Consider the following 23,073-nt stretch of genomic DNA (forward strand, 5'->3'; position numbering starts at 1 on the left):
CCGCGTCGCATGCCAGTGTCTGCTGGCAGCCGCAGCGCAGAACATCAAGAAGATCGCAATGGCCCTGACCAAAGCGCCAAAGCGCAGCATGGCGTAAGCCAAGGCCCCCTTCTTTCTCTCCGACAAAACAGCCCGAACAAAAATGCCTGCCACAAAAACAAAAACCCGCCGAAAATATCGACGGGTTTGTCAGCGGTCTGACGGCCCCATCGCGAGATGGGGCCGTTTTGTTATTCGGTGCCAATGCCGCTTAGCTGAAGCGACCGGCGGCGTGGGCGAGCATCGTGTAGACCTTGCCGGTGTCCGACGTCAGGTAGGTCTGGGTGATGCGCTTGTCCGGGTCGTTGCGGGCGACATCGGCGAGCAGCTTTTCGAAGTCGGCGATGTAGCGGTCGACGGCGGTGCGGAATTCCGGCTCGCGGTCATATTTGCGCTTGATCTCGTCGAAGGTCTGCTGGCCCTTCAGCGTGTAGAGGCGACGGGTGAAGACGTCGCGCTCACCGCGCTGGTAGCGGCGCCACAGATCGACCGAGGCATCGTGGTCGATCGCACGGGCAATATCGACCGAGAGCGAGTTCAGGGATTCGACCACGTGGCGCGGGTTGCGGTTGTCACTGGCGCGGGCCGCAGGCTGCGCTTCTGCCGGGCGCTGGGGTGCCGGCGAGGGAGCCTCCTCGCGCGAAGCGGCACGCAGCAGATCCCGCATCCAGCCGCCGCCTTCGGCAACTTCGCTGGTCACCGCCTGCGACGGCGCCGGCTGGCGGATGGCGGGCTGCTCGAGGCCGAGGCTGCCGCGAAGGGCCGGCGCCGGCTGTACCTGTTGCTCTGCGGGCTGCTGGGCGACGGGTTGTGGTTGAGCGACCGGCTGTTGCTGGACGACAGGCTGTTGCTGGACGACAGGTTGTTGCTGGACCGGACGCGACACAGGCGCTGCTGCCGGCTGCTGGCGCAGCGGCTGGGCGACTTCGAGCTGCGTCGAGGACTTGCCGATGATGTCGGACAGTTCCTGCAGCGCCTTGATCTGCTCGCCGACGGCACGGCGCATGACGGCGGCGTTTTCCTTGGCCTCTTCCGGCAGGTCGAAGGCGCCGCGCTTCAGTTCCTCGCGGGTCATGTCGAGTTCCTTGCGGATCTCGCCGGCCGAGCGACGGATTTCGTCGGTTGCACCGCTGAAGCGGCCAATCGCCTCGTCGATCGCCACGCGAACCGCTTCGCGCAGCTGGACGGCGACGCCATCGGACTTCTTGCCGCTGTCGGTGAGCATGCGCTCGATGTCCGACACCGAGGCTGCAACGCTGCCACGCAGGCGCGAGGCCACTTCCTTGGAGCGCTCCTCGGCATTGGCAAAAGCGCCTTCGATCGATGCGCCGGCATCTTCGCCAACCTTGGCGATTGCCTGACGCAGCGCTTCCGATGCGCCAAGCGCACGACCCTCGACCGAGGAGAGCGTCTTGTTGACGTCGGCAAACGACGTCTCGACACCCGAGCGCAGCGTGTCGGCGATCTGGCGCGAACGCTCCTCGGCACGTGAGAAGACCTGCTCGACCGAAGCGCCGGCTTCGTCGCCCGCCTGGGCAAGGGTGTTGCGCATGGCTTGTGCGGCTTCGGCTGCACGCTGCTCGGCGCTGGTGAGAAGGCGACCGACATCCGAGAAGGACTGCTGGATGCCGCTGCGCAGGTTGCCTGCGACAAGGCCGGACCGTTCTTCAGCACGCTGGAAGGCGCCGTCGACGAAGCCTTCAAGCGCACGCATCGTACGCTCGATCTCTTCGGAACGCTGTACGAGGCCGACCGACAGGGTGCGCAATGCGTCCTGGCGTTCCTCGAGCGTGCTGACGAGGTTCGACTGGGCGGCGCCGAGCAGGTCGGAGGCCTGGCCGAGGACCCTTGAGTGGTCCTCGAAGCGGCCGACGATACCGCCGATCTGCGACAGCGTCGCAGCGGAGATATCCGACAGCTTATCGACCTTGCCTTCGATGAGGCGGGTCGAGGTCGACAGCATGTCGGTAGCCTGACGGGTCGTTTCCGAAACGCGGGCCATCGTCGATTCCAGACGCTGGTCCATTTCGCCGAGGTTGCTGCTTGCCTGGTCGATCACGGTGGCGATCGCCGCGTTGTTGTTGGCGAGCTGGTCGATCAGGCCCATCGCCGTCGACTGCAGACGGTTCTCGACCATCTTCATCGCCTTGGCCGTTTCTTCGGCACGATGCGAAATCGCGTTCAGCGTTTCGCCGGTGCGCTCGGCAATGGCGTTGACCAGCGCTGCATTTTCGGCGCGCAGGCGGTCGGAGCTTTCCTGGGTCACGGCAGCGATGCGCTCGGCGGCTTCGCGGCCGGTTGCGGCATACTGATCGATGACCGGGCGGGCCTGTTCGTCGATCAGGCGCGACAGTTCGAGCGAGCGGCCGGCGAGCATCGAGTTGAGCTCACGGGTGCGTTCGTCGAGCGTGTGGCGGATCGCTTCGCCACGTGCCTCAAGTGCCTTCTCGGTATCGGCAAGGCCCTGATGGATGCTGTCGGCATGCCCGGCGATCTGGCTGTGGGTCGCGGCAAGCCGGGTTGCGGTCGTGTCGGCTGCCTCGGCGATCGAGCGGGCAAGATCGGCGTGACGAGCCGCGGTGATGGCGGCTTTCTGCTCGATCGTGTTGGCGAAGTCAGCATGGCGCGCAGAGGTTGCTGCGGCCGTCTGGTCGATCGTATTGGCAAACTCCGCTTGGCGGGCGGCGAGGGCGGTTGCGAACTCGTCGCCGGCTCTCGACAGAAGTGCTGCCGAACGGGCCGCTTCCGCATCGATTTCTTGGGCGACATCGCTGACTGCGCCGCGCAGGTTGGTCACCAGGCCAGCGGCCGCACCTTCGATGCGCGCGGCTTCTGCGTCCAGTTCCTGGGCGACGTCGCCAACTGCACCACGAAGCGTGGTGACGAGGCCGGCAGCCTTGCCCTCGATGCGGGCGGCTTCTGCGTCGAGTTCCTCGGCGACATTGCCAACTGCGCCGCGAAGCGTGCTGACGAGGCCCGCAGCCGTGCCCTCGATACGGGTCGTTTCTGCGTCAAACTCCTTGGCCACGTCACCAACCGCGCTGCGCAGGTTGCCGACGAGATCGCTCGCCTTGCCCTCGAGACGGACGGCTTCCGCATCGAGATCCTGCGTCGCTTCACTGACGGCCCCACGCAGGTTGCTCACCAGCACAGCGGCCTTGCCTTCGATCGTCCGGTTGACGTTCTCGAGACCGATGTTGAGGGCGCGGTCCATGGTGCCGAGGCGTTCGGCAATGCGCTCAGCGCCGGATTCGATCGCGCCGGAAATCCGGTGGGCCGCCAGTTCGCTGAGGCGGTCGATATCGCCGGCGCGCTGGCTGAGACTGTCGGCGATGCGCTGTCCGGCGCCGTCGACGATCTCGTTGACGCCGCCGACGCTGTCGCGAAGACGCTCTTCAAGCGAGCTGAGGCTGACTTCGAGACGCAGCCCTGTGTCATCAACCAGCATGTTGACGTCGTTGACGCTGCCGCGAATGCGATCCTGCAGGGCACCGAGGCTGTTCTCGATCAGCGTACCGGTGTCGCCGACGATCGCGCCGACCCCACTGACGCTGCCGCGGATCCGCTCTTCAAGGGCATTGAGGCCGCTGTCGACGCGGGCCGCTGCGTCATCGACGACGGAACCGACATTGGCGACGCTGCCGCGGATGCGGTTTTCGAGCGCGCCGAGGTTGCCTTCGATGCGTGCACCGGTGTCATCGACAACAGTGCCGACGTTGCCGACGGTGTTGCGGATACGATCTTCCAGCACGCCGACGCGGGTCTCGATGTGCATGCCGGTTTCGTCGACGATCGAGCCGATGTTGCCGGCGCTTTCGCGCATGCGCTGCTCAAGAGCGCCAAGGCTGGTCTCGATGCGCAGGCCGGTATCGTCGAGGCGGTCGTTGATGCCGTTGATCGACATGTCGACGCGGTTGGTCAGGCTGTCGGCCGCCAGGCTGATCTGGTTGGCGGTCTCGGCCAGGCGCTCGGCGATGTGACCGGTGGTCGAACGCATGCGGGTGTCGAGCACTTCGCCGCTGCGGTCGATGACGCCTGCGAGTGCCGACTGGCGTTCCTCGAGCGACATCTCCAGCATGCTGGCGCTGGTGGCAAGCGTCGTGGCGATGGCGGTTGACTGATCGGCCAGCATGCCTTCGAGCTGGTCACGGCCCTGGCCGACGGCGAGATTGATGGCGCTGATCCGGTCGTCGAGCGTGGCGCGGATCTGCTCGTGTGTCGACGACAGCGTATCGCGAAGATGTTCGGCCCGGCCGCTCAGCGTCTGCTCGATCTCCGTTGCCTTGCCGGCAAGCGATGCGGTCGCTTCGGTGGTGCGTGCGGTCAGCGCATCGGCGATCTGGGCGCTGGTCTCGGTGAGCGTGTCGGAGATCTTTCCAACCCGGCCGCTGAGGTCCTCGGCAATGCGGGCGCTGGTCTCGGTCAGCGTATCGGAGATCAGGCTGACGCGACCGCCAAGGTTTTCGGCGATTGCCGAAACGCTGTCGGAAAGCTTCTGCTCGATGTCGCCGACGCGGTCCGTCATGGTCTCGGCGACGGCGGTTGCGCGGAAGGTGAGGCTGTCGGCCACGTCTTCGGCGTGGCGGCTCAGCGTGTTGGCCATCTCGTTGGCGCGCGAAGACATCGTCGAGGTGATGGCGGCGGCACGCTCGGCCAGCACGCCGTCGAGAGCCGACGTCTGGTTGGTCAGGGCATCCGAGATTGCTTCGCCACGCTCGGACAGAACGCGCTCGAGCCGGTCGGCGGTACCGCTGACGGCGCTGTCGATCTGGTCTGCGCCCATCGAAAGGATGGTCGAAAGCGCGAGCGTTCGTTCCGAAAGGGTATTGTCGAGCCGGTGCTGGCTGGCCGCAATGGCGCTGGTGATCTCGTCCGTCGAACCATGCAGCGTCTGTTCGATGCGCGCATGGGCCGCATGCAGGCCGTCGACAAAGGCGGCCGTGCGGGTGTCGAGACCGTCGGTCAGGCGCTGTTCGCTGGTGGTCAGTGCGCTTGCAAGCGCGTCGGCACGCTGGCCGAAGCCGTTTTCGATGCGCTCCTGGGCCTGGGAAAGGGCGCCCATGAGGCCGCTGGTCTTTTCGGAGAGGACGCTGTCGATGCGGCTGTGGGCGTCGCCGACCAGGCTGCTGAGTTCCGAGGTCCGGCTGGTGATCGTCTCTTCGAGGAAGTCCTGGGTGGCGCCGAGCGTGGCCGCCAGCGTGAGCGACTGATCGGAGAGGGCCGAGCCGATCTTCTCGATGCTGCTGTCGAGCGCACCGCCGATGGCTTCAGAGCCGCCGGAGACGGTCTCGTTGATGCGGTGCAGGCTTTCCATGAGCTTGGTGTCAAGCAGGCTTGCACGCTTGTCGAAGGCGGATGCGAATTCGTGGAAGCGTTCGTCGAAGGCGGTTGCGAGCTGGCCGACCGTCGTCTGCAGCTTCTCTTCGAAGAAGCCACCGCGCAGGTCGAGGTCCATGATCGCGTCGTCGGCGCTGGAGCGAAGGCTCTGGCGGAAGCTTGCGCCTTTCTCGTCGAGCGTGGCGTTCAGCGAGGTAAGCACGTGGTCGAGGCCACCGGTGATGGCCTGGTGGCCGACGCTCAGGCTTTCGTTGAGGTCGCGGGTGCGGGCGATCAGCGTCTCGTTGAGCTGGCGGGCGCGCTCGTTCAGCGCCGCATTCAGCTTTTCGGTGCTTGCGTCGAGCGAGGAGGCGCGCGTCTCGAATTGGCTGAGGATATCGTCGCCACGCTTCGTCAGCGTTTCGCTCAACTGGTCAAGCCGCGTATCGAATTCCGTGCTCAGTCCGAGGCCGGCAGCTGTCAGGCCGGAAAGCAGCGTGTCGGTGCGGCTCGACAGCATGGAACTGATCGACTGCAGGGCGCTGTCAGACTTTTCGCTGAGGGCTGCCGCACGGGTATCGATCAGCGAGGCAAAGGCTTCGCCCGAAATTGCGATACGCGAGGCGATGTCCTCGCTTGCCTGTTCCAGATCGTCCTTCAGCTTGCCATGGGCGCCCGAAATCGCCGAGCGAATGCGTTCGGAGTGGCCGATGATTGCTTCGCGTTCAAGGCCAAGTTCCTGGACGAGCGTGCGAACACGCAGTTCGTTCTCACTGTAGCTGCGCTCGAGCGCGTTGACTTCGGAATGGACGAGGGTTTCCAGTTCGGTGGCACGCGCGATGGTGCGCTCGATGCCCTCGTTCATGGCCGAAACTTCGCGGCGGACGGCCTGACCGACGGTCATGACGCGATCGGCCGCGGCCGTTTCCGGCTCGGCGAGGCGCAGTGCGACTTCAGCCATCGACCGGGCGGCGTTGCGCAGTTCCTGCGCGCGGGCGATCATGATGGCGAAGCAGAAGAACAGCATGATTGGCAGTGCGATGCCGATCGCGACGCCGATGGCGCCGGGGGTTGCGGCCAGGTCGCCCAGCGAACGGATCTGCCAGATGCCGGGGCCGTAAAGCAGGTTGGCAACGCCGAGGCCGGCAATCGTCCAGATCACCGATACAAGTGCGGCCACGCGGATGGCGGCGCGGTTGGAGCGCACGTCGAGCGCGCGCAGCATCGCGGCCGGCGAACGGCGACCGTCATCATTGGCAGCGGCCAGGGCAGGGGATTTCGGCGCAGGTTCCGGGGCGAGCGTCTTTGCCGCTTCGGCGGCACGCGCGGCGCGGGATGGTTCCGGCTGAGGCTTTGCTCTTTTGTTTTGATCGGGCGTGGCCGCCTGATTGGTGGGCTGAGACACATTTTCCTCCGGATCATCCAAGGAAGTCTTGTCGTTAGGGCTCGCGTCAAGCTCGTCGAAATCGATCTTCAGGGCAGCTTCCAGAGCCTGGAAGGCCTTTTCGTCGATCGACTCATTGCTCTTTTTCGTCGCCATAGGGATACGCCTCATTACCTCTTGCCAGCGATGAAACGACGGCCTTGCCCGCAAAGGACGGGCCGGGTGTCTTTCTCATCGGGCGGTGACGGCAAAGTACGCGCTTTGGATCTACGCAATACCCTACTGATCACCCACTGCATTGCCTCGACGGATAGTCGCATTTGTGGCCGAAAGGGACCACGCGTCGAGCTTATCCACCGGAACGGTTGCCATTTTCGCACGCAAGCACGTTCCTAACCGTATCGTAGTGACACATTAGCCGAGTTCTTACAATTCAGAGCACAATCGCTTGATTAAAATCCTAATGAATTCTTAATGCCGCAAGGCGGTCTACGCCCGAAAAGATAAAGAAATCAGCCGGTTTAACGCCCGTTAACCATTTTCCCAAATTCCTGCCTATATTGCGCCCCGATTTAGGCTGATAGCAGCGCCCCGCCCGCCAGGATATCGATCCAGACGGTAAGGATACAGGTGCCGCTCAAACGTGGCGACCTAAAATATGATCAACATCTAATAAATAATAGGGAAATTGGCTCATGGCGGCCCTCAGGATTGCCTTCGAAGCTCCGGACAGCCCGGGTAACTCTGCCGCAATTGGCAGAAAGCCGATCGACTTTGCGCATCTCTCGGTACAGACGATGGGTGACAAGGCGCTCGAAATCGAAGTGCTGCAGCTTTTCGCGCGCCAGGCGCGACAGATCATGAAAGACATCGTCGAAGGCGAGGGCACGGCGCGCGCGCAGGCGGCCCACCGCCTCAAGGGCGCGGCCCTGGCCGTCGGCGCCGTCGATGTCGCCAAGACCGCCGGCGCAATTGAGCACGACCCGAGCGACATGTCGCTGCCGGGCGATCTTTCCGCCGCAGTGCTTGAAGCCGAGCTGTTCATCCTGAAGCTTTGCCGCTGACGGCAATCGGCCGAACGGCTCCACACCCCTCAAAAGGTCACGAAAACCACCTTCGCGCGGGCACCGTCGAATGCATGCGCGAAGCCTTCTTCGGACGGCTGTTGTTGACTGGCAGGCCGATTTGTTGGAAGAACTGCCACTGAATTTGCGTTCTGGCGGCGTCCGTTCTCAAGCGGTCATGCGCTCCAGGCCAGCCCTACCAGTCCATTCCGGAAAGAGACATGACAAAACTTACGATCGTTGCCTTTGATGGCGCGCGCCATGAACTTGATGTCGAGAACGGCTCGACGGTCATGGAGAATGCCGTTCGCAATTCGGTTCCCGGCATCGAAGCCGAATGTGGCGGCGCCTGCGCCTGCGCAACCTGTCATGTCTATGTCGACGACGCCTGGGCGGCGACCGTCGGCGCGCCGGAAGCGATGGAAGAAGACATGCTGGATTTCGCCTATGACGTCCGGCCGACCTCTCGGCTTTCCTGTCAGATCAAGATGAGCGCTGCACTCGACGGTCTCGTGGTGCACGTGCCGGAGCGTCAGGCCTGAGGCTCAACGCCGGGCCAGCTCACAGGACTATCAGCATTTGTGGCTGTCAGCCAAAAAAGAGCCTCGCCGGTCGTTGGACAAGCGAGGCTAGGAGGGCGCATCGCAGACAGATGAGGGAGGGAACATCTGCTGCACCAAGACACGCCAGGAGAACCCATTCCGGCCCTGTTGTTCAGTTTCTTCTTTTTCAATATTGAACAACGTCGGCCAAACTAAAGTAATGGCAACATATAAGCTTTGCTCGCAACCGCGGCGTCGCGCTTAACCGGCTTACTCAGCGGGGGCTAGTCTTCATTCTGGCCCCTCGCTCCATAATTTGAATATAGATGAGTCGGCGGCCGGCAGCCATCGTTATATTTCACCAATAAAATACTGTGGGTATTGCCGGCAAATTCGGGCAATCGCTGACTATAGTCCGGCTCTTCTTCCGGGTTTGGAAGGCGCTACCTATTGTTGTGTTTTCTTGAGGGCTTCGAGCCGATACTGCAGCAGCCGGATCATGCGCTTGTCGAAGTTTGCAGCCTCAGTGCGGTCGAAGCGCGCCTGGTCCTTGTCGTGGGCCTCGATTGCGGTAACGCTGACCCGGGCAACGTCTGCCTGCATGCGCTCGCAGTCCGGTTCCGGCTTCAGCGCCAGGAACATCTTCTCCATGCGACGGGCATGGTTGCGGGCAATTTCCGCATGCCGTTCCTCGTGGCGCTTGATGTCGCTCGACAGAGTATCCCAGACGAGCGCCAGGTCGCGGCCCGCCTGGCGGCGATACTTCCAGCGCGGCAGGATGATGCGGGTGCTCAAGGTGACGCGCGCCTCGCCGACGGCGCAGCGGCCGCCACGATTGACATAGGTGATCGAGCCGCCGAACTTGATGCGGGTCGCGCCCGGATGGCGGGCGCCGGTCGACTTCATCATCGGGCCGCTCGTCGAGAGCGCCTTGTCCAGTTCTTCCGCAGTCCGGCCACCAATCGTGAAATAGGAGAAGGTCTTGTTGACCACGGTTTCGCCGGAGGCGCCAGCGAGCGGGGTGGCGACCATGAGGGCGAGAAGGGCGGCTTTGAAGGGGACGCGTACTCTGGACATCAATGCGTAGTTCTCTTCGGTTGAACTTCAGTCAAGCTTGGGGCATAGCCAGCGCCGGCGCAACAGCAAATCGAAGGCTCCGGGCCGAAGGCGGATCGTGAGGGAAAATGACTTACAATCCATTTCAGAAATTCAGCTGGAAGCTTGCGCATGGACGCAGCCTCGAACTCGGGCCCCGTGGCGTTTTGATGGCAATCGTCAATGTTACCCCGGATTCTTTTTCCGACGGCGGGCGTTTCATCGACAGCGTCGCGGCAGTTGCGCAAGGGATCCGCTGCCTCGAGGACGGCGCGTTGATCCTCGACATTGGCGGTGAATCCACGCGTCCGGACGCCGCTCCTGTCAGCGCGGAAGAAGAGCAGGAGCGCATCCTGCCGGTGATCGCAGCACTCGCGCGTGACACCGACGCGGTGATCTCGGTCGATACCTACCGGGCCTCGACCGCCCGGCTCGCCGTCGAGGCGGGTGCCCATATCGTCAACGATGTGCATGGCCTGCAGCGCGAACCCGATATCGCCACAGTCGCGGCGACGACCGGGGCAGGGCTCTGCATCATGCATACCGGACGCGATCGCGAGAAACTGGCCGACGTCATTGCCGATCAGGCCCACTTCCTCGACCGCTCCCTGGAGATTGCCGAGGCCGCCGGCGTCGCGCGAGAACAGATCGTGCTCGATCCCGGCTTCGGCTTTGCCAAGGATACGGATGAGAACCTTGAACTGATGGCGCGATTTTCAGAGTTGCACCGCTTCCATCTGCCGCTTCTGGTCGGAACCTCGCGAAAGCGCTTCGTCGGCGCGGTCAGCGGACGGGATGCTGCGCACAGGGATGTGGCGACCGCGGCGACAACGGCGCTGCTGCGTGTTGCCGGGGCCTCCATTTTCCGCGTACACGATGTCGCAAACAGCAGGGATGCGCTGGTAATGGCGGATGCTATGCTCAACGCGAGAGCGGGATGAAGCGACCGGTTATCCGCCTACATCCTGCTCTCGCACAAAAGAATTGATCACGGTGATGGTGTGGGAAGAGCTTGCCCCAGCAACATCGTGATCCAAGAACAGTCGACGGGACGGAGAAGCATGAGCGCAACCTATATCATCACCCTGAAAAACTGCGCTTTCTTCGCGCGCCACGGCGTGTTTGACGAGGAGGAACTCCTCGGGCAGCGCTTCTTCGTGGACGCAGAACTCGAGGTGGAGCAAGGCTCGGCGTTGGTCGACGATTCCATCGACGACACAGTGCATTACGGCATCGCCTTCCAGGAGATCGAGCGCATCGTCACCGGTCGGCGGCGCTACCTCATCGAAGCGCTGGCGCTGGAAGTCGCCAAGACGCTCTGCGTCCGGTTTCCGCAGATCAAGCGGGCGAAGGTGTCTATCCGCAAGCCGAACGCGCCGGTACCGGGCGTTCTCGACTATGTCGAAGTGACGGTCGAGCATGTCGTCTGAGGCTGGTTGGCGCAAGGCCACGCTGGGGCTTGGCGGCAACCTGGGTGATCCGAGGATGGCGATGGCCGAAGCGCTGCAGCGACTGGACGCCCGGGCTGATTGCGCGGTTGTTGCGGTGTCGCGGCTCTATCGCACGCCCCCCTGGGGCAAGACCGACCAGGCCTGGTTCTTCAATGCCTGCGCCGTAATCGAGACGACCTTGCCGCCGGAGGCGTTGCTGGACACCTGTCTCGATATCGAACGCGCGATGAAGCGTGTGCGCGACGAGCGCTGGGGGCCGCGCACGCTCGATATCGATGTTCTGACCTATGAGGGCGTGTTTCAGGCGGGCGGCCGGCTGGAATTGCCGCACCCACGCATGACGGAACGCGGTTTCGTGCTGATGCCGCTTGCCGACATTGCGGCCGAGATGCGTGTCGGCGGCCGGACGATCGGCGCCTGGCTGCAGGATGCGGATATCGCCGGCATCGAGATCGCCGATAACGGCATGGACTGGTGGCGTATCAAGGAGTGAGCGGGGGTCGTAGCCGTACGACGTCCCGTGAACCGACAAATGAAACGACAAAGCCCCGACGGTGACCGCCGGGGCTTTGTCGTTTGATGGATGTGACAGCTTACTTTATCGAGCCGACCGCGATCGTATCGACCTGGCGGTTGAGGCTGACGCCGATGACGGGCACCATTGTCTCGTCGACCTTGACCGAGATGGTGATGTTCATCGTCTGGTCGTCCTGCAGGCGGGCGATCATCGCGCCATTCAGCTTCTTGCGGTTAATGCCGACGACCACTTTGTCCTTGGCGACATTGCCGGACACGATATCCAGACCCTTGCCGTCGGCGCCGTCGAGGAACTTGCCAGTGTAGCTGTTGCCCTTCTGGGTGATCAGCGCCGACATTGGCTGCTTGAACACGCCGACGCGGCAGAAGCCGTCGAGCTTGATGCCGGTATCGTCACCGGCGACCGGTTCGCCCGAAAGGTCGCAGGTGAACTTGGTGCCCTTGTATTTGCCGGCAACGATCTCGCCCGGACCTTTCCACTGGCCTGAAACCTTCTCGAAGAAAGCCTTGTCCTTGGCGCCGGAGAGGGCTGGCGTCGCAATGCCAACGGTGGCTGCAAGCGCGAAAGCGGCAGCGCCGCGTGCGATCAAAGAAGGGCGCGAGAACATAAGCGATCCTTGATGGGTCAACGTCCGAAACTGGAAGTCACATTTGCGCGCAAATGGTTAATGGACGGTTTCTGGTGGGTCGGTATCGAGGCTTCTTCGTGGCAGGAGCGTGATTGTTCACAAAGTTTTTCGGACCGATGAAACCAACCGGCACACCCACATACGCATTTGTGCGACAGCTCGCGCACGTGCGATGAAACTTGTCCGCCCGGCGCTACGTATCGCTTGGAAACAGGAGGTTTCTCCATGTCCATTGCGAGCAAAGAGACCGGTTCGGAACTGCCGCGGAAGGTGACGATCCGGCGCCACGGTGTTGCGACGCGGCTGAGCCATTGGGGTTGGGCGGTCGCGCTGTTTTTTCTTCTCTTCAGCGGGTTGCAGATCTTCAACGCGCATCCCGCGCTCTATATCGGCCAGCAATCCGGCTTTGCCTTCGACAACGCGGTCCTGTCGATCCAGGCGATTCGTAGCGAGGACGGCGACGTCAGAGGGTCGACCTATCTGTTGGGGCACCGTTTCGATACGACCGGTGTGCTCGGGGTCAGCGGATCGCGTGAGCGGCGCGCGTACAGCGCCTTTCCCGCCTGGGCGACCATTCCGTCCTACCACGACCTGGCGACCGGCCGGGTGGTGCACTTCTTCTTCGCCTGGGTCTTTGTCGGTGTTTACCTGAGCTGGCTGCTGGCGAGCGTGATCAATGGCCATCTTCGCCGCGACATCCTTCCAGGCGCTGCCGACCTCAACGCGCTGCCGAAGACCGTCCTTGAACACCTTCGGTTCCGCTTCGACCATGACGGCCGGTACAACAGCCTGCAGAAGCTCTCCTATGCCGCTGTTCTCCTGGTGTTTTTCCCGCTGATGATCCTGACCGGCCTGACGATGTCGCCGGGCATGGACGCAGCCTGGCCGTGGCTCGTCGACATCTTTGGCGGACGGCAGACAGCACGCACCATCCACTTCATCGTGATGGCGCTCATCGTCGGCTTTTTCGCCGTTCACATCGTCATGGTGTTTGCCGCCGGGCCGCTCAATGAGATGCGGTCCATGATCACCGGGCGCTACCGCGTCGATGGCAGCCATTCCGATGGAGGCAGCGGCCATGAGTAGTTTTGTGATCAATCGCCGGGGCCTCCTGACCGCTGCCGGCGTTGCGGTTTCGACCTTGCCGCTTTCGGGGTGCGACGCCTTCGATGGGCTGCTCGGCTACGGGCAGCCACTGCGTGACTTTCTCGCATCCGCCAACGGCCTGACCTATCGCGCGCAACGGCTGCTGATCCCCGCCGATCGGCTTGCGCCGGAGTTTTCAGAAAGCGAGATCCGCCAGGGACAGCGGCCGAATGGCTCCACGGATCCGACCGACCCCACCTATCTTGCACTGAAGGATCAGGCGTTCGCTGGATACCGCCTCAGCGTTTCGGGTCTCGTCCAGCGGCCGCTGCAGTTGTCACTCCAGGAGCTTCAGAATATGCCGGCGCGAACCCAGATCACCCGGCATGACTGCGTCGAAGGCTGGAGTTGCATTGCCAAGTGGACCGGTGTGCCGCTGTCGCGCGTGCTGGATGAAGCCGCGGTGAAGGCGAGCGCACGCTATGTCGTCTTCCATTGTTTCGACAGCATGCCGCTTGGGCTATCGGGCTCGGTTGCCTATTACGAATCGATCGACCTGATCGATGCCCGTCATCCGCAGACGATTCTGGCCTATGGGCTGAACGGTGCGCCGCTGCCGGTCGCCAATGGCGCTCCGTTGCGCGCGCGGATCGAGCGTCAGCTGGGATACAAGATGGCGAAGTATATCCGTGCGATCGAGGTCGTGTCCGACCTTGCGCCCTTCGGCCGCGGCGGCGGCGGTTACTGGGAGGATCTCGGCTACGACTGGTATGCGGGCATTTAGCCTTCGCCCAACGGTGCTACCGGTCGCCGTTTTCGCTTGAGGTACGGCCGGCGCCGGGGCTGAGATCGGCGAGAAAATCACCGATGCCCGGCCGCTTCAGGGCCCGGAACGGCATCGGGCGGCACAGATCCATGGCGGCGATGCCGATGCGCGCGGTCATCAGCCCGTTGATCACGCCTTCGCCAAGCCGCGCCGAAAGCTTTGAGGCAAGGCCATGGCCAAGCACCTGCTGTATCAGGCTGTCGCCGGCCGCAATGGAGCCGGTGACGGCAAGGTGGGCGATGACGTCGCGCATCAGCCGCAACAGGCCGATGGTGCCGGGCCGGCCGCCATAAAGTTCCGCCATGGCGCGGATCAGCCGGGCAGATTCGTAAAGCACGTAACCAAGATCGACGAGCGCCCGCGGGCTGACCGCGGTGACGATCGAAACACGCTTGGAGGCGGCCAGGATGAGTTTTCGTGCTTCGCGGTCAAGCGGGCTCAGCAGTTCCCGTTCCGTCAGCTCGATCAGATGCGGGCCGTCAATGATTTCGCCATCACTTTCCTTCAATCGCGCACGGCCGCGGGCGGTGCGTGGATTGGCGGCAAGAAGCTGCACGAGCTTCGCCTGGGCCGTGCGCGCCGGCTTGGCATTGGCCGAAGCGGCTGCACTCTCCGTTTCCGTCTTCAGCTTCTGGATGGCCGTGAGCTGCATCAGCCCCGAAAGCTCGCGGGCGACAACGATCAGCAGAGCAAGGAGGCCGACCGCGACCACGGCAAGGGCGGTGTAGCCGAGCCAGTCGGCGCGGGTAAAGAGATCGCGCAGCAGGCGATCGACCCACAGGCCGGCGGCGAGCGACAGGATGATGCCGAAGGCGCCCATCGCCACCTTGCCGACGGACAGGCGGCGCTTGCGCGGGCTTGCCTCCGGCAAAGCAAGGGTCTCGACCGCAAGCGTCGTCTCGCGGAAGGGATCTTCCGCATCTGGTGTCATCACCACGTTGTCGTCGAAGCTCGCCGGGGTCCGCGGCGCACGGGTGACGGCGCTCGGTTGGCTGGCCTTGTCGTCGTCCACGGAAAAGGAACCGGGTCGGCGGCCACGATTGCTGGTGTCGTCACTCATGCGAGCCGATCTCCAAACAGGAACTGCATCGCGCGATCAAGGCGGATATGGGGCACCGATAGCTTCAAGCCGCCGCTGGTTTCCTCCAGATGCGGTGGCCGGAAACGGACGAAGCTCAGTTCCGGCAGCGGCTGGACGCTCGTGCCGAAGCCTGTGTTGCCGGGCTGTGCCTCGATCGCCTTGAAAAGAACTTCAGGGTCCTCCGGCAAGTCACCGGGAAATATAGCTGTTTTCCGTTCTCCGTCGAAGATCTCGCCATTGATCTTCTCGCCGGCGATAGGAGTGCCGACAATCACCGGGAGCGTATGGCCATCATGATTGACCGTCGCCTCACGGGTGGCGCGGACGGAAGCGAGCGCCATCACCTCAAGACCGGCACCGCTAAGCCCGATGCTTTGCGAGGCGCGCTCGACGAGCCGTGCTGCGATGCGCTCCAGCCGGTCGTGGCTTTCGTGATGAAGGTGATCCGCCTTGGTTGCCGCGATCAGCACCTTGTCGATCCGTCGTGTCAGGAAGGACGAGAGCCAGCTGTTGGTTCCCGGGCGGAAGCAGCCAAGCACGTCGGCCAGCGCCTGCTCGAGATCGAGCAATGCCTCCGGCCCGTTGTTGATGGCCTGCAGCGCATCGATCAGCACGATCTGGCGATCCAGGCGAGCGAAATGCTCGCGGAAGAACGGGCTCACCACGTGCTTCTTGTAGGCCTCGTAGCGCCGCTCCATCATCGCCCAGAGCGAGCCCTTCGGCGCGCGGCCTTCGGGAAGGTCGGGCAAGGGCGAGAAGGTAAGCGCCGGCGATCCCTCGAGATCACCTGGCATCAGGAAGCGGCCAGGCGGCAGGGTCGAGGGCGAGCGCTCATCAGCCTTGCACGCCTTCAGGTAGGCCGTGAAGCTCTCGGCAAGCCGTCGCGCGCTTGCTTCGTCAGCGATGGCCGTCGGCCCGGCCGAGGAGGCGAGCGTGAGCCAATCGGCGGACACTTGTGTACGGGACGCGGCACGGGCACGGGTGACCGCATTGTTGCTGAACTCACGGAAATCCTGCGCAAGCAAGGGCAGGTCGAGCAGCCACTCGCCAGGATAGTCGACGATATCGAGCGACAGGCGCCCTGGTGAAAACAGCCGGTTCCAGCCGCTGGCGCTTTCATAATCGAGGGTGATGCGCAACTGCGAGATGGCGCGCGTCGAATCCGGCCAGATGCGGTCGCGCACCAGCGCTGCGATATGATCCTCGTATTGGAAACGCGGTACGGCGTCGTCGGGCTGGGGTTCCAGCCGCACCTTCGAGACACGGCCCGAGCGCACAGGCTCGAAGACCGGCAGTCGTCCGCCATTGAGGAGGTTATGCACCAACGAGGAGATGAAGACGGTCTTGCCGGAGCGCGAAAGGCCGGTGACACCCAGCCGGATGGAGGGATTGACGAGGCCAGAGGCTCGATCGGCGAGATTGTCGAGCGCGATCAGGGCGTCATCTTTGAAACTGGTCAGGTTAGGCGCCAAATCTTGCTCTTTCTTGCGGCGTGTTCCCGTGGTCGTTCTTAAGCATCAAGCCTGTCAGAAGCGTGTCCGGCGAGGGTTGCAATCCGCGATATAGGCACTCTTTGCGAAGTCGCAAACGCAGGCGCGACAATTCTTCCCGCCGCCACGCCTATTGATTGGGCAGCAGGAGTGACACCAGCGTCGCGCTATCGACACCGTTGCCCGCTCCGGCGGGCAGATCGATGACTGCGAGCCCGGCCGGCGGATAACCATGGGGTACTGCGTCTCGGGCCGCATCGTCGCCGACCAGCCGGTAGAGCAACTGTTCGATCATCGGATTGTGCCCGACCAGCATCAGGGAATTCACATGCCGGTGCGCGTCGATCAGATCGAAGTAGACGCTTGTCGGGCCGGAATAGAGCGCGTCGACATAGCGGATGTCGAGATCCTCGGCGACCGTGCGAAAGAACGGCTCTGCGGTCTCGCGGCAACGCACAGCGGTCGAGCAGAGGATGCGGTCCGGGCGGATCCCCTGATCGGCTGCCATCTGCGCGAGCCGCTCGGCTTCGACATAACCGGCCTCGTCCAGCGCCCTGTCGAAATCGCGCTGCCCGGGCAACGCCCAGCCGGAGCGCGCATGCCGAAGAAGGTAGAGGCGGAGGGCCTTTGAGGCGCTGTCTAGCATCGGGCGTTTCCGGTGGTTGCCTGGCGCTTGTGGCCAGGAATCTGATCCGCCGGGCGGACAACCATTGCATCCGCCAGCAGGCATCCCCACCTTTTCCTGCCCGCATCGCAAAGATCAAGCCGTTTGCCGCTTTTTTCCAGGGGTTGCTGACGTGCTGCGCTTTGCCGCGGTCGTGAACAGGCGATGATATGGCGCAAACGCATCAGCGCCGCAATTCGTCCACTCGTGGCTGCAACGGCGGCGCCCACCAGCCGGATATCAAGATCTGATTTGTAATTTTGATGAAATATTCGTCAGTTAGCCTGAATCGCAAGCATTATTAAAATACGGTTGAGTGTCTGTTCGAAGGCTTGAATCAAGGCTTCCATAGGTCTATACACCGCCGCAATGAGATGTTCTTCAGGAGAATCGCGTTGAGTGAGAAGATCGATCTTAGTACCTTCGTCCTTTCCGAGGACGATGAATTCATGAATGCCAACCACCGGGCGTATTTCCGGGCCAAGCTGAACGCTTGGAAGAATGACATCCTTCGCGAAGCACGCGAGACACTGGATCACTTGGCAGAGGAGAGCGCCAATCATCCGGATCTTGCAGACAGGGCTTCTTCCGAAACAGACCGTGCGATCGAACTGAGAGCTCGGGACCGCCAGCGCAAGCTGATCTCCAAGATCGATGCGGCACTGCAGCGGCTTGACGAAGGCACCTATGGCTATTGCGAAGAAACCGGCGAACCAATCGGCCTGAAGCGGCTGGATGCCCGGCCGATCGCAACCCTGTCGATCGAGGCGCAGGAGCGTCACGAGCGTCGGGAAAAGGTCTATCGCGACGAGTGACAAACAGCTTTCCGAACTACCAAAAAAGGCGCGGGTCAAACCGCGCCTTTTTTCTTGCTTACTTACTTTCCCATGCGTCGAAGCGGAGCCGCCCATTGCCCGCTCAGCGCATGCTTAGGGCTTCCGGCCGGCAGAGATGTCGGCGAGCATTCGGTTCATTTCTTCCTCGATCGTCGGCTCCCGGCGGCTGCCTTCAGCAGCGGGAGTGCCAAGCAGGGGCTCCTGGCGGCCAACCGGCGTCACCGTGCGGCTCTCGGGTGCCAGCGACGGCGTCACCGGGCCGGCTGGGCCAAGACGCTGCAGGTCGCCACTGATCTCGGCGTCGAGCAGGCGTTCGAAGTCGGAAAGAGGGCTGGTAGCCGGAACCTGCTGCTGCATGGCCGGCGCAGGGCGTTGCGCCTGCACGGCTTGCGCCTGCACGGGTTGCTGCGCGGGCTGGGCGACCGGCATCGGACGGGTCACCGGCATGTCGAAATTGGCCTGCGGCGTCTCGACGACGGCAACCGACGGAACCTCCACGGCAGGGGTCGCCCGGGCAACGGGGCGCGCCTCCGTGGCAGCGGTCGGCGCGACGACCGGGCGTTGCTCGGCAACGACCCGCATCGGGGCAGCAGGCTCCAGGCGCGTCGCGGGCTGTTCCTCCGGCCGGATGAGCGGGCGGGCAACCGGCTGGACCGGCTGAACGGCGGCGACTTCCGTTTGCACCATGGGTGCGGCTTGTGTCTCCGGCTCGATGGCAACCGGGCGGCTGGGGGCAACCGCCGGCTCGGCGACCTTCTGTTCAGCGGGGGCGGGCACTTCGTCGCCCGTAGCGATCCGGCTTTCAATCACGATATCGGTCGGCCCGCCGATCATGATCAGGTGTTCGACATCGTCGCGGCGAATGAGAACCAGCCGGCGCCGGGTGTCGACGGCGGCCGCGTCAAGCACGGCAAGCCGCGGCTGTCGGTTCTTGCCACCTCTTATGAAGGGCGAGGACGGCCGGCTGCGGATGATCCAGAGCACCGCCACGAGGCACACGAGGCCGGCCACGACCGCTGCGGCGGCGATCAAGAATCGGCTGCCGTTGTCTGCAACGATCGTTTCCAACATGGACTGAACTCCTTCTGCCTTCGAAGTGGCAGTATTTGACGGCTTTTTTCGGGCCCGGACAAGCGCTTTGCCGACATTCCCTGTGAATTGCCCCGAATGCTTCCGCACAGGTGCTTTTTGCTGTTATCTCTGATTGTTAAAGATGATTCTTGTCCGAATGATCGAGGGCCTGTCGGGATTGCCCGATTTCGCCCGGCGGATTGCGCGGAGATACCGGCCGGAAATGCCGGCCCGCGGTGCGCGGTGCCGGCCGCATAAGAGGATCCGATGACGAAATTGCGGCAGTCAGGCGACTACCAGATGCCGGTTGTTGACCGCGGCGTCAGGCCCGGAACCGTGCTGCGGATCGTGCTGCTGGCGATCGTCCTCACCGTATCGGCGATCGCCTTCGTAATCTTCAAGAACGAGATGGAAAACGAGATCGTGCTCGGCATCCTCGGCGTTCTCGCCATGGTCGGCATCTTCTTCCTCGTCTCCTCGGTCATAGGCTTCATCGAGGTCATGCCGCAGTCGCGCCCGGACGAACTGGCGCGCGGCTTTCTCGACGCGCATGAGGACGGCACAATCGTCACCGATCGCAAGGGCCGCATCATCTACGCCAATGCCGCCTATGGCGCGCTCACGGGCGCCAAGACCGCTGCCGGCATCCAGTCGCTCGAAACGATCCTGTCGCGCAACCGCGAGGCAACGGAGGCGATCTATCGCCTGACCAACGGCCTGCACGAGGGCAAGCAGGGGCACGAGGAGTTCCGGCTGCTCAAGCCCTTGGCGACCGGCGGCGCCTCCAGCGGCTCCGGCGCCCACTGGTTCCGGCTGAAGGCGCGGGTGCTGCCGCTGGAAGACAGCGAGCGCAACCCGCTCTATCTCTGGCAGATTGCCGATATCACTGCCGAGCGCGACGACCAGGAACGCTTCTTCAAGGAGTTGCAGAACGCGATCGACTATCTCGACCACGCGCCCGCCGGCTTCTTCTCGGCCGGTCGCAAGGGAGAGATCTTCTACATCAACGCGACGCTCGCCGATTGGCTTGGCATCGACCTCACCAAGTTCCAGCCGGGTTCGGTCAGCATTGGCGACCTGGTGGCGGGCGAGGGGCTGACGCTGGTTCAAGCCGTGCAGGCGGAGCCCGGCCTGAAGAAGACCAAGGTGCTCGACCTTGATCTGCGCAAGATGAACGGCCAGAGCCTGCCGGTGCGCATGATCCATAGGGTCTCCTCGACGCGCGACGGGGCGCCGGGTGAAAGCCGCACCATCGTCATGTCGCGAGAAGGCGGCGAAGACAACGAGCAATCGGCATCGAGTGCTGCGATGCGGTTCACCCGCTTCTTCAACAACACACCGATGGCGATTGCCTCGGTCGACGGCAACGGCCGGATCCTGCGCACAAATGCGCCGTTCCTGAAACTGTTCTCCGGCCTTGTCTCGCAGGACGATGTCGAGCGCGGCGCGCTGATCGAGGCCGTGGTGCATGAAACCGAAAAGGGCCGCCTGCACGAGGCGCTCGCCGCCGCCAAGGATCGGCAGGGCGATATCGCGCCGATCGACGCGCTGCACCCGACTGATGGCGAACGTCATTTCCGCTTCTACGTGAACGCCGTGATCGACCAGAACGATCAGGCGCCGGAAGAAGCGGCGATCATCTATGCGCTGGAGATTACCGAGCAAAAGGCGCTCGAGAACCAGATGGCGCAGACCCAGAAGATGAACGCTGTCGGCACCCTTGCCGGCGGCATCGCGCACGACTTCAACAACGTGCTGACCGCCATCCTGTTGTCGTCCGACCATCTCTTGCTTTCGGCGCGCCCGGCCGATGCGAGCTTCGCCGACCTCATGGAGATCAAGCGCAACGCCAACCGCGCCGCGGTTCTCGTGCGGCAGCTCCTGGCGTTTTCCCGCAAGCAGACGATGCGCCCGACGGTGCTCAACATGACGGATGTCATCGGCGACCTGCGCATGCTCGTCGATCGCATGACCGGAACCAACGTCAAGGTCGAAGTCGATTACGGCCGCGACCTGTGGCCAGTCAGGACCGATCTCGGCCAGTTCGAGCAGGTGCTTCTGAACCTGGCGGTCAATGCCCGCGACGCGATGCCAGACGGCGGCACGATCACACTTCGCACGCGCAACCTTCCGGCTGGAGACGTCGCCGCCTTTGGCCGTCGCGAGCTGCCGGACGAGGATTTCGTCATGGTCGAGGTCTCCGACCAGGGCACGGGGATCGCACCGGAAATTCTCGACAAGATCTTTGAGCCGTTCTTCACCACCAAGGAAGTCGGCAAGGGCACCGGTCTCGGCCTGTCGATGGTCTATGGCATCGTCAAGCAATCGGGCGGCTACATCTATCCGGAATCGGAAGTCGGCAAGGGGACGACCTTCCGGATCCTGCTGCCTCGCCACATCGAAGTACCGGTCGCTGCCGAGGAGCCCGCGCAGCTTGCCGGGTCGATGGCGGAGGCCGTCGCTCCGGCGCCGGCCGCGCAGGCTGTTGCCGCACCCGCCGCCAAGGTGGAAGAGCCGGCCGACCTCACTGGGGATTCGGCCGTCGTACTTCTCGTCGAGGACGAGGAGGCGGTCCGGCGCGGCGGCAAGCGCATGCTGGAAACACGCGGCTACACCGTCTACGAAGCCGGCTCCGGCGTCGAGGCGCTCGACATCATGGACGAGCTCAACGGCGCGGTCGACATCGTCGTCTCGGACGTGGTGATGCCGGAAATGGATGGACCGACGCTCCTGACCGAACTCAGGAAGAAGTACCCGGACCTGAAGTTCATCTTCGTCTCCGGCTATGCCGAGGATGCCTTTGCCCGCAACCTGCCGGCCGATGCCAAGTTCGGTTTCCTGCCGAAGCCGTTCTCGCTGAAGCAACTGGCGGTTGCCGTGCGCGAGATGCTAGACTCCTAGAGCGCCCCGCTTGAGGAGCCTTCCAGGATTGCCGGAAGCGTCCGCTTCAAGTGATAAATCTGGCAATGAAAAAGCCCGGGGCTCGCGCTCCGGGCTTTTTCTTGGGCGCGTCTTGCGCTCCGCTTACTTGGCGTTGAGCGCAACCGCAATCTCGCCGGCAAGCCGCGCATTGTTCTCGACCAACGCAATGTTGGTTTCGAGGCTGCGGCCCTCGGTCAGGTGGAAGATATTGTCGAGAAGGTAGGGCGTGACCGCCTTGCCGGTGATCTCGTCGCTTTCGGCATTGTCGAGCGCGCGGGAAATGTAGATCTCCATCTCCTCGCGCGGGATCTCGTTTGCCTCCGGCACGGGATTGGCAATCAGCATGCCGCCATCGACGCCGAGCTGGTCGCGCATGTTCTGGAAGTTGGCGATCGCAGCCGGGCTGTTGAGCATCAACGGGCTCTTCAGGCCGCTGTCGCGCGACCAGAACGCCGGGAAGTTCTCGCTGTCATAGGTGACGACGGGCACGCCGCGGGTTTCGAGCACTTCCAGCGTCTTCGGAATGTCGAGGATCGCCTTGGCGCCGGCGCAGACGACGATGACGGCGGTGCGAGCAAGCTCCTCGAGATCGGCGGAAATGTCGAAGGAGAGTTCGGCGCCACGGTGAACGCCACCGATGCCGCCGGTCGCAAAGACCCGGATGCCGGCGCGCGCCGCGGCAATCATCGTTGCGGCAACGGTGGTCGCGCCGGTGCGGCGCTCGGCAATTGCAAAGGCGAGGTCGGCGCGCGAGACCTTCATCGCACCCTCGGTCTTTGCCAACTCCACGAGCTTGGCATCGTCAAGGCCGATGTGCAGCACGCCATGGATGACGGCGATCGTTGCCGGCACGGCACCCTGTTCGCGGATGATCGCTTCGACGCTGCGGGCCATGTTCAGGTTGCCCGGATAGGGCATGCCATGGGTGATGATGGTCGACTCCAGGGCCACGATCGGCGCGCCGCGTGCCTTGGCGGCGGCGACCTCGTCGGAATACTGCATCGGCAGGGAAGGAGAAGCGGGTCTGGTCATGGTCTTTC

At 63.3% G+C, this 23,073-nt stretch carries 17 protein-coding genes; 9 read left to right on the forward strand and 8 right to left on the reverse strand.

Annotated features, from left to right (window positions below):
* Nucleotides 1–250 precede the first annotated feature (250 nt).
* Nucleotides 251–6,895, reverse strand: coding sequence for a kinesin (locus MKZ91_RS16995; protein WP_336172248.1), 6,645 nt, complete (start codon nt 6,893–6,895; stop codon nt 251–253).
* Nucleotides 6,896–7,434: 539 nt separating this feature from the next.
* On the opposite strand from MKZ91_RS16995, the gene MKZ91_RS17000 reads away from it, so the two are divergent.
* Together MKZ91_RS17000 and MKZ91_RS17005 are read left to right on the forward strand one after the other, a co-directional pair.
* Nucleotides 7,435–7,803, forward strand: coding sequence for an Hpt domain-containing protein (locus tag MKZ91_RS17000; protein ID WP_336172249.1), 369 nt, complete (start codon nt 7,435–7,437; stop codon nt 7,801–7,803).
* Between the two features lie 221 nt (nt 7,804–8,024).
* Nucleotides 8,025–8,345 carry a 2Fe-2S iron-sulfur cluster-binding protein gene (locus MKZ91_RS17005; RefSeq protein WP_336172250.1) on the forward strand — a complete coding sequence of 107 codons (321 nt, stop codon included), beginning with the start codon at nt 8,025–8,027 and terminating at the stop codon, nt 8,343–8,345.
* A gap of 447 nt (nt 8,346–8,792) precedes the next feature.
* Here MKZ91_RS17005 and MKZ91_RS17010 read toward each other — a convergent pair whose 3' ends face one another.
* Nucleotides 8,793–9,422 carry a DUF922 domain-containing Zn-dependent protease gene (locus MKZ91_RS17010; protein WP_336172251.1) on the reverse strand — a complete coding sequence of 210 codons (630 nt, stop codon included), beginning with the start codon at nt 9,420–9,422 and terminating at the stop codon, nt 8,793–8,795.
* Nucleotides 9,423–9,529: 107 nt separating this feature from the next.
* On the opposite strand from MKZ91_RS17010, the gene folP reads away from it, so the two are divergent.
* From folP to folK, 3 genes are all read left to right on the forward strand, one after another.
* The gene (gene folP, locus MKZ91_RS17015) at nt 9,530–10,381 is read left to right on the forward strand and encodes a dihydropteroate synthase (RefSeq protein ID WP_336172252.1); all 852 of its coding nucleotides are present in this window, start codon (nt 9,530–9,532) and stop codon (nt 10,379–10,381) included.
* Nucleotides 10,382–10,501: 120 nt separating this feature from the next.
* Complete coding sequence (gene folB, locus MKZ91_RS17020) at nt 10,502–10,870, forward strand: dihydroneopterin aldolase (RefSeq protein ID WP_336172253.1); 369 nt, start codon at nt 10,502–10,504, stop codon at nt 10,868–10,870.
* Entirely contained in the window at nt 10,860–11,384 is a 525-nt protein-coding gene (gene folK, locus MKZ91_RS17025) for a 2-amino-4-hydroxy-6-hydroxymethyldihydropteridine diphosphokinase (protein ID WP_336172254.1), read from the forward strand. Before folB ends, folK begins: the two co-directional genes overlap by 11 nt.
* 100 nt (nt 11,385–11,484) lie before the next feature.
* On the opposite strand, the gene MKZ91_RS17030 is transcribed toward folK, so the two are convergent.
* The gene (locus tag MKZ91_RS17030) at nt 11,485–12,036 is read right to left on the reverse strand and encodes a hypothetical protein (RefSeq protein WP_336172255.1); all 552 of its coding nucleotides are present in this window, start codon (nt 12,034–12,036) and stop codon (nt 11,485–11,487) included.
* Nucleotides 12,037–12,282: 246 nt separating this feature from the next.
* Between MKZ91_RS17030 and MKZ91_RS17035 the strand changes: the two genes are divergently transcribed.
* Together MKZ91_RS17035 and MKZ91_RS17040 are read left to right on the forward strand one after the other, a co-directional pair.
* Complete coding sequence (locus tag MKZ91_RS17035) at nt 12,283–13,143, forward strand: cytochrome b/b6 domain-containing protein (protein ID WP_336172256.1); 861 nt, start codon at nt 12,283–12,285, stop codon at nt 13,141–13,143.
* A complete protein-coding gene (locus MKZ91_RS17040; protein WP_336172257.1) occupies nt 13,136–13,927 on the forward strand; it encodes a molybdopterin-binding protein in 792 nt (263 codons plus the stop codon). The genes MKZ91_RS17035 and MKZ91_RS17040 overlap by 8 nt, the downstream gene beginning before the upstream one ends.
* Nucleotides 13,928–13,943: 16 nt before the next feature.
* Here the strand turns inward: MKZ91_RS17040 and MKZ91_RS17045 are convergent, their stop codons facing one another.
* From MKZ91_RS17045 to MKZ91_RS17055, 3 genes are all read right to left on the reverse strand, one after another.
* Entirely contained in the window at nt 13,944–15,029 is a 1,086-nt protein-coding gene (locus MKZ91_RS17045; RefSeq protein WP_336172258.1) for a YcjF family protein, read from the reverse strand.
* Complete coding sequence (locus MKZ91_RS17050) at nt 15,026–16,522, reverse strand: YcjX family protein (protein WP_336172259.1); 1,497 nt, start codon at nt 16,520–16,522, stop codon at nt 15,026–15,028. Before MKZ91_RS17050 ends, MKZ91_RS17045 begins: the two co-directional genes overlap by 4 nt.
* A gap of 148 nt (nt 16,523–16,670) precedes the next feature.
* Complete coding sequence (locus tag MKZ91_RS17055; RefSeq protein WP_336172260.1) at nt 16,671–17,186, reverse strand: SixA phosphatase family protein; 516 nt, start codon at nt 17,184–17,186, stop codon at nt 16,671–16,673.
* A gap of 413 nt (nt 17,187–17,599) precedes the next feature.
* Here MKZ91_RS17055 and dksA point away from each other — a divergent pair, with 413 nt between their 5' ends.
* Entirely contained in the window at nt 17,600–18,019 is a 420-nt protein-coding gene (dksA, locus tag MKZ91_RS17060; protein WP_034794589.1) for an RNA polymerase-binding protein DksA, read from the forward strand.
* 114 nt (nt 18,020–18,133) lie between these two features.
* Here the strand turns inward: dksA and MKZ91_RS17065 are convergent, their stop codons facing one another.
* Entirely contained in the window at nt 18,134–19,111 is a 978-nt protein-coding gene (locus MKZ91_RS17065) for a histidine kinase (protein WP_336172261.1), read from the reverse strand.
* A 267-nt stretch (nt 19,112–19,378) separates the two neighbouring features.
* On the opposite strand from MKZ91_RS17065, the gene cckA reads away from it, so the two are divergent.
* Nucleotides 19,379–22,012 carry a cell cycle histidine kinase CckA gene (gene cckA / locus MKZ91_RS17070; RefSeq protein WP_336172262.1) on the forward strand — a complete coding sequence of 878 codons (2,634 nt, stop codon included), beginning with the start codon at nt 19,379–19,381 and terminating at the stop codon, nt 22,010–22,012.
* Nucleotides 22,013–22,135: 123 nt separating this feature from the next.
* Here the strand turns inward: cckA and MKZ91_RS17075 are convergent, their stop codons facing one another.
* A complete protein-coding gene (locus MKZ91_RS17075; protein WP_336172263.1) occupies nt 22,136–23,065 on the reverse strand; it encodes a pseudouridine-5'-phosphate glycosidase in 930 nt (309 codons plus the stop codon).
* Nucleotides 23,066–23,073: the final 8 nt, after the last annotated feature.

This window comes from Ensifer sp. MJa1 (genome assembly GCF_037026475.1).
In the GTDB taxonomy this organism is placed as follows: domain Bacteria; phylum Pseudomonadota; class Alphaproteobacteria; order Rhizobiales; family Rhizobiaceae; genus Ensifer.

What these genes read in the sequence shown, in the direction of transcription:
- folB (WP_336172253.1), top strand. Translation starts at nt 10,502, where the DNA reads ATGAGCGCAACCTATATCATCACCCTGAAAAACTGCGCTTTCTTCGCG.
- MKZ91_RS17010 (WP_336172251.1), bottom strand. Translation starts at nt 9,422, where the DNA reads ATGTCCAGAGTACGCGTCCCCTTCAAAGCCGCCCTTCTCGCCCTCATG.
- MKZ91_RS17040 (WP_336172257.1), top strand. Translation starts at nt 13,136, where the DNA reads ATGAGTAGTTTTGTGATCAATCGCCGGGGCCTCCTGACCGCTGCCGGC.
- MKZ91_RS17000 (WP_336172249.1), top strand. Translation starts at nt 7,435, where the DNA reads ATGGCGGCCCTCAGGATTGCCTTCGAAGCTCCGGACAGCCCGGGTAAC.
- folP (WP_336172252.1), top strand. Translation starts at nt 9,530, where the DNA reads ATGACTTACAATCCATTTCAGAAATTCAGCTGGAAGCTTGCGCATGGA.
- MKZ91_RS17035 (WP_336172256.1), top strand. Translation starts at nt 12,283, where the DNA reads ATGTCCATTGCGAGCAAAGAGACCGGTTCGGAACTGCCGCGGAAGGTG.
- MKZ91_RS17065 (WP_336172261.1), bottom strand. Translation starts at nt 19,111, where the DNA reads ATGTTGGAAACGATCGTTGCAGACAACGGCAGCCGATTCTTGATCGCC.
- MKZ91_RS16995 (WP_336172248.1), bottom strand. Translation starts at nt 6,895, where the DNA reads ATGGCGACGAAAAAGAGCAATGAGTCGATCGACGAAAAGGCCTTCCAG.
- MKZ91_RS17030 (WP_336172255.1), bottom strand. Translation starts at nt 12,036, where the DNA reads ATGTTCTCGCGCCCTTCTTTGATCGCACGCGGCGCTGCCGCTTTCGCG.
- cckA (WP_336172262.1), top strand. Translation starts at nt 19,379, where the DNA reads ATGACGAAATTGCGGCAGTCAGGCGACTACCAGATGCCGGTTGTTGAC.
- MKZ91_RS17045 (WP_336172258.1), bottom strand. Translation starts at nt 15,029, where the DNA reads ATGAGTGACGACACCAGCAATCGTGGCCGCCGACCCGGTTCCTTTTCC.
- folK (WP_336172254.1), top strand. Translation starts at nt 10,860, where the DNA reads ATGTCGTCTGAGGCTGGTTGGCGCAAGGCCACGCTGGGGCTTGGCGGC.
- MKZ91_RS17055 (WP_336172260.1), bottom strand. Translation starts at nt 17,186, where the DNA reads ATGCTAGACAGCGCCTCAAAGGCCCTCCGCCTCTACCTTCTTCGGCAT.
- MKZ91_RS17075 (WP_336172263.1), bottom strand. Translation starts at nt 23,065, where the DNA reads ATGACCAGACCCGCTTCTCCTTCCCTGCCGATGCAGTATTCCGACGAG.
- MKZ91_RS17005 (WP_336172250.1), top strand. Translation starts at nt 8,025, where the DNA reads ATGACAAAACTTACGATCGTTGCCTTTGATGGCGCGCGCCATGAACTT.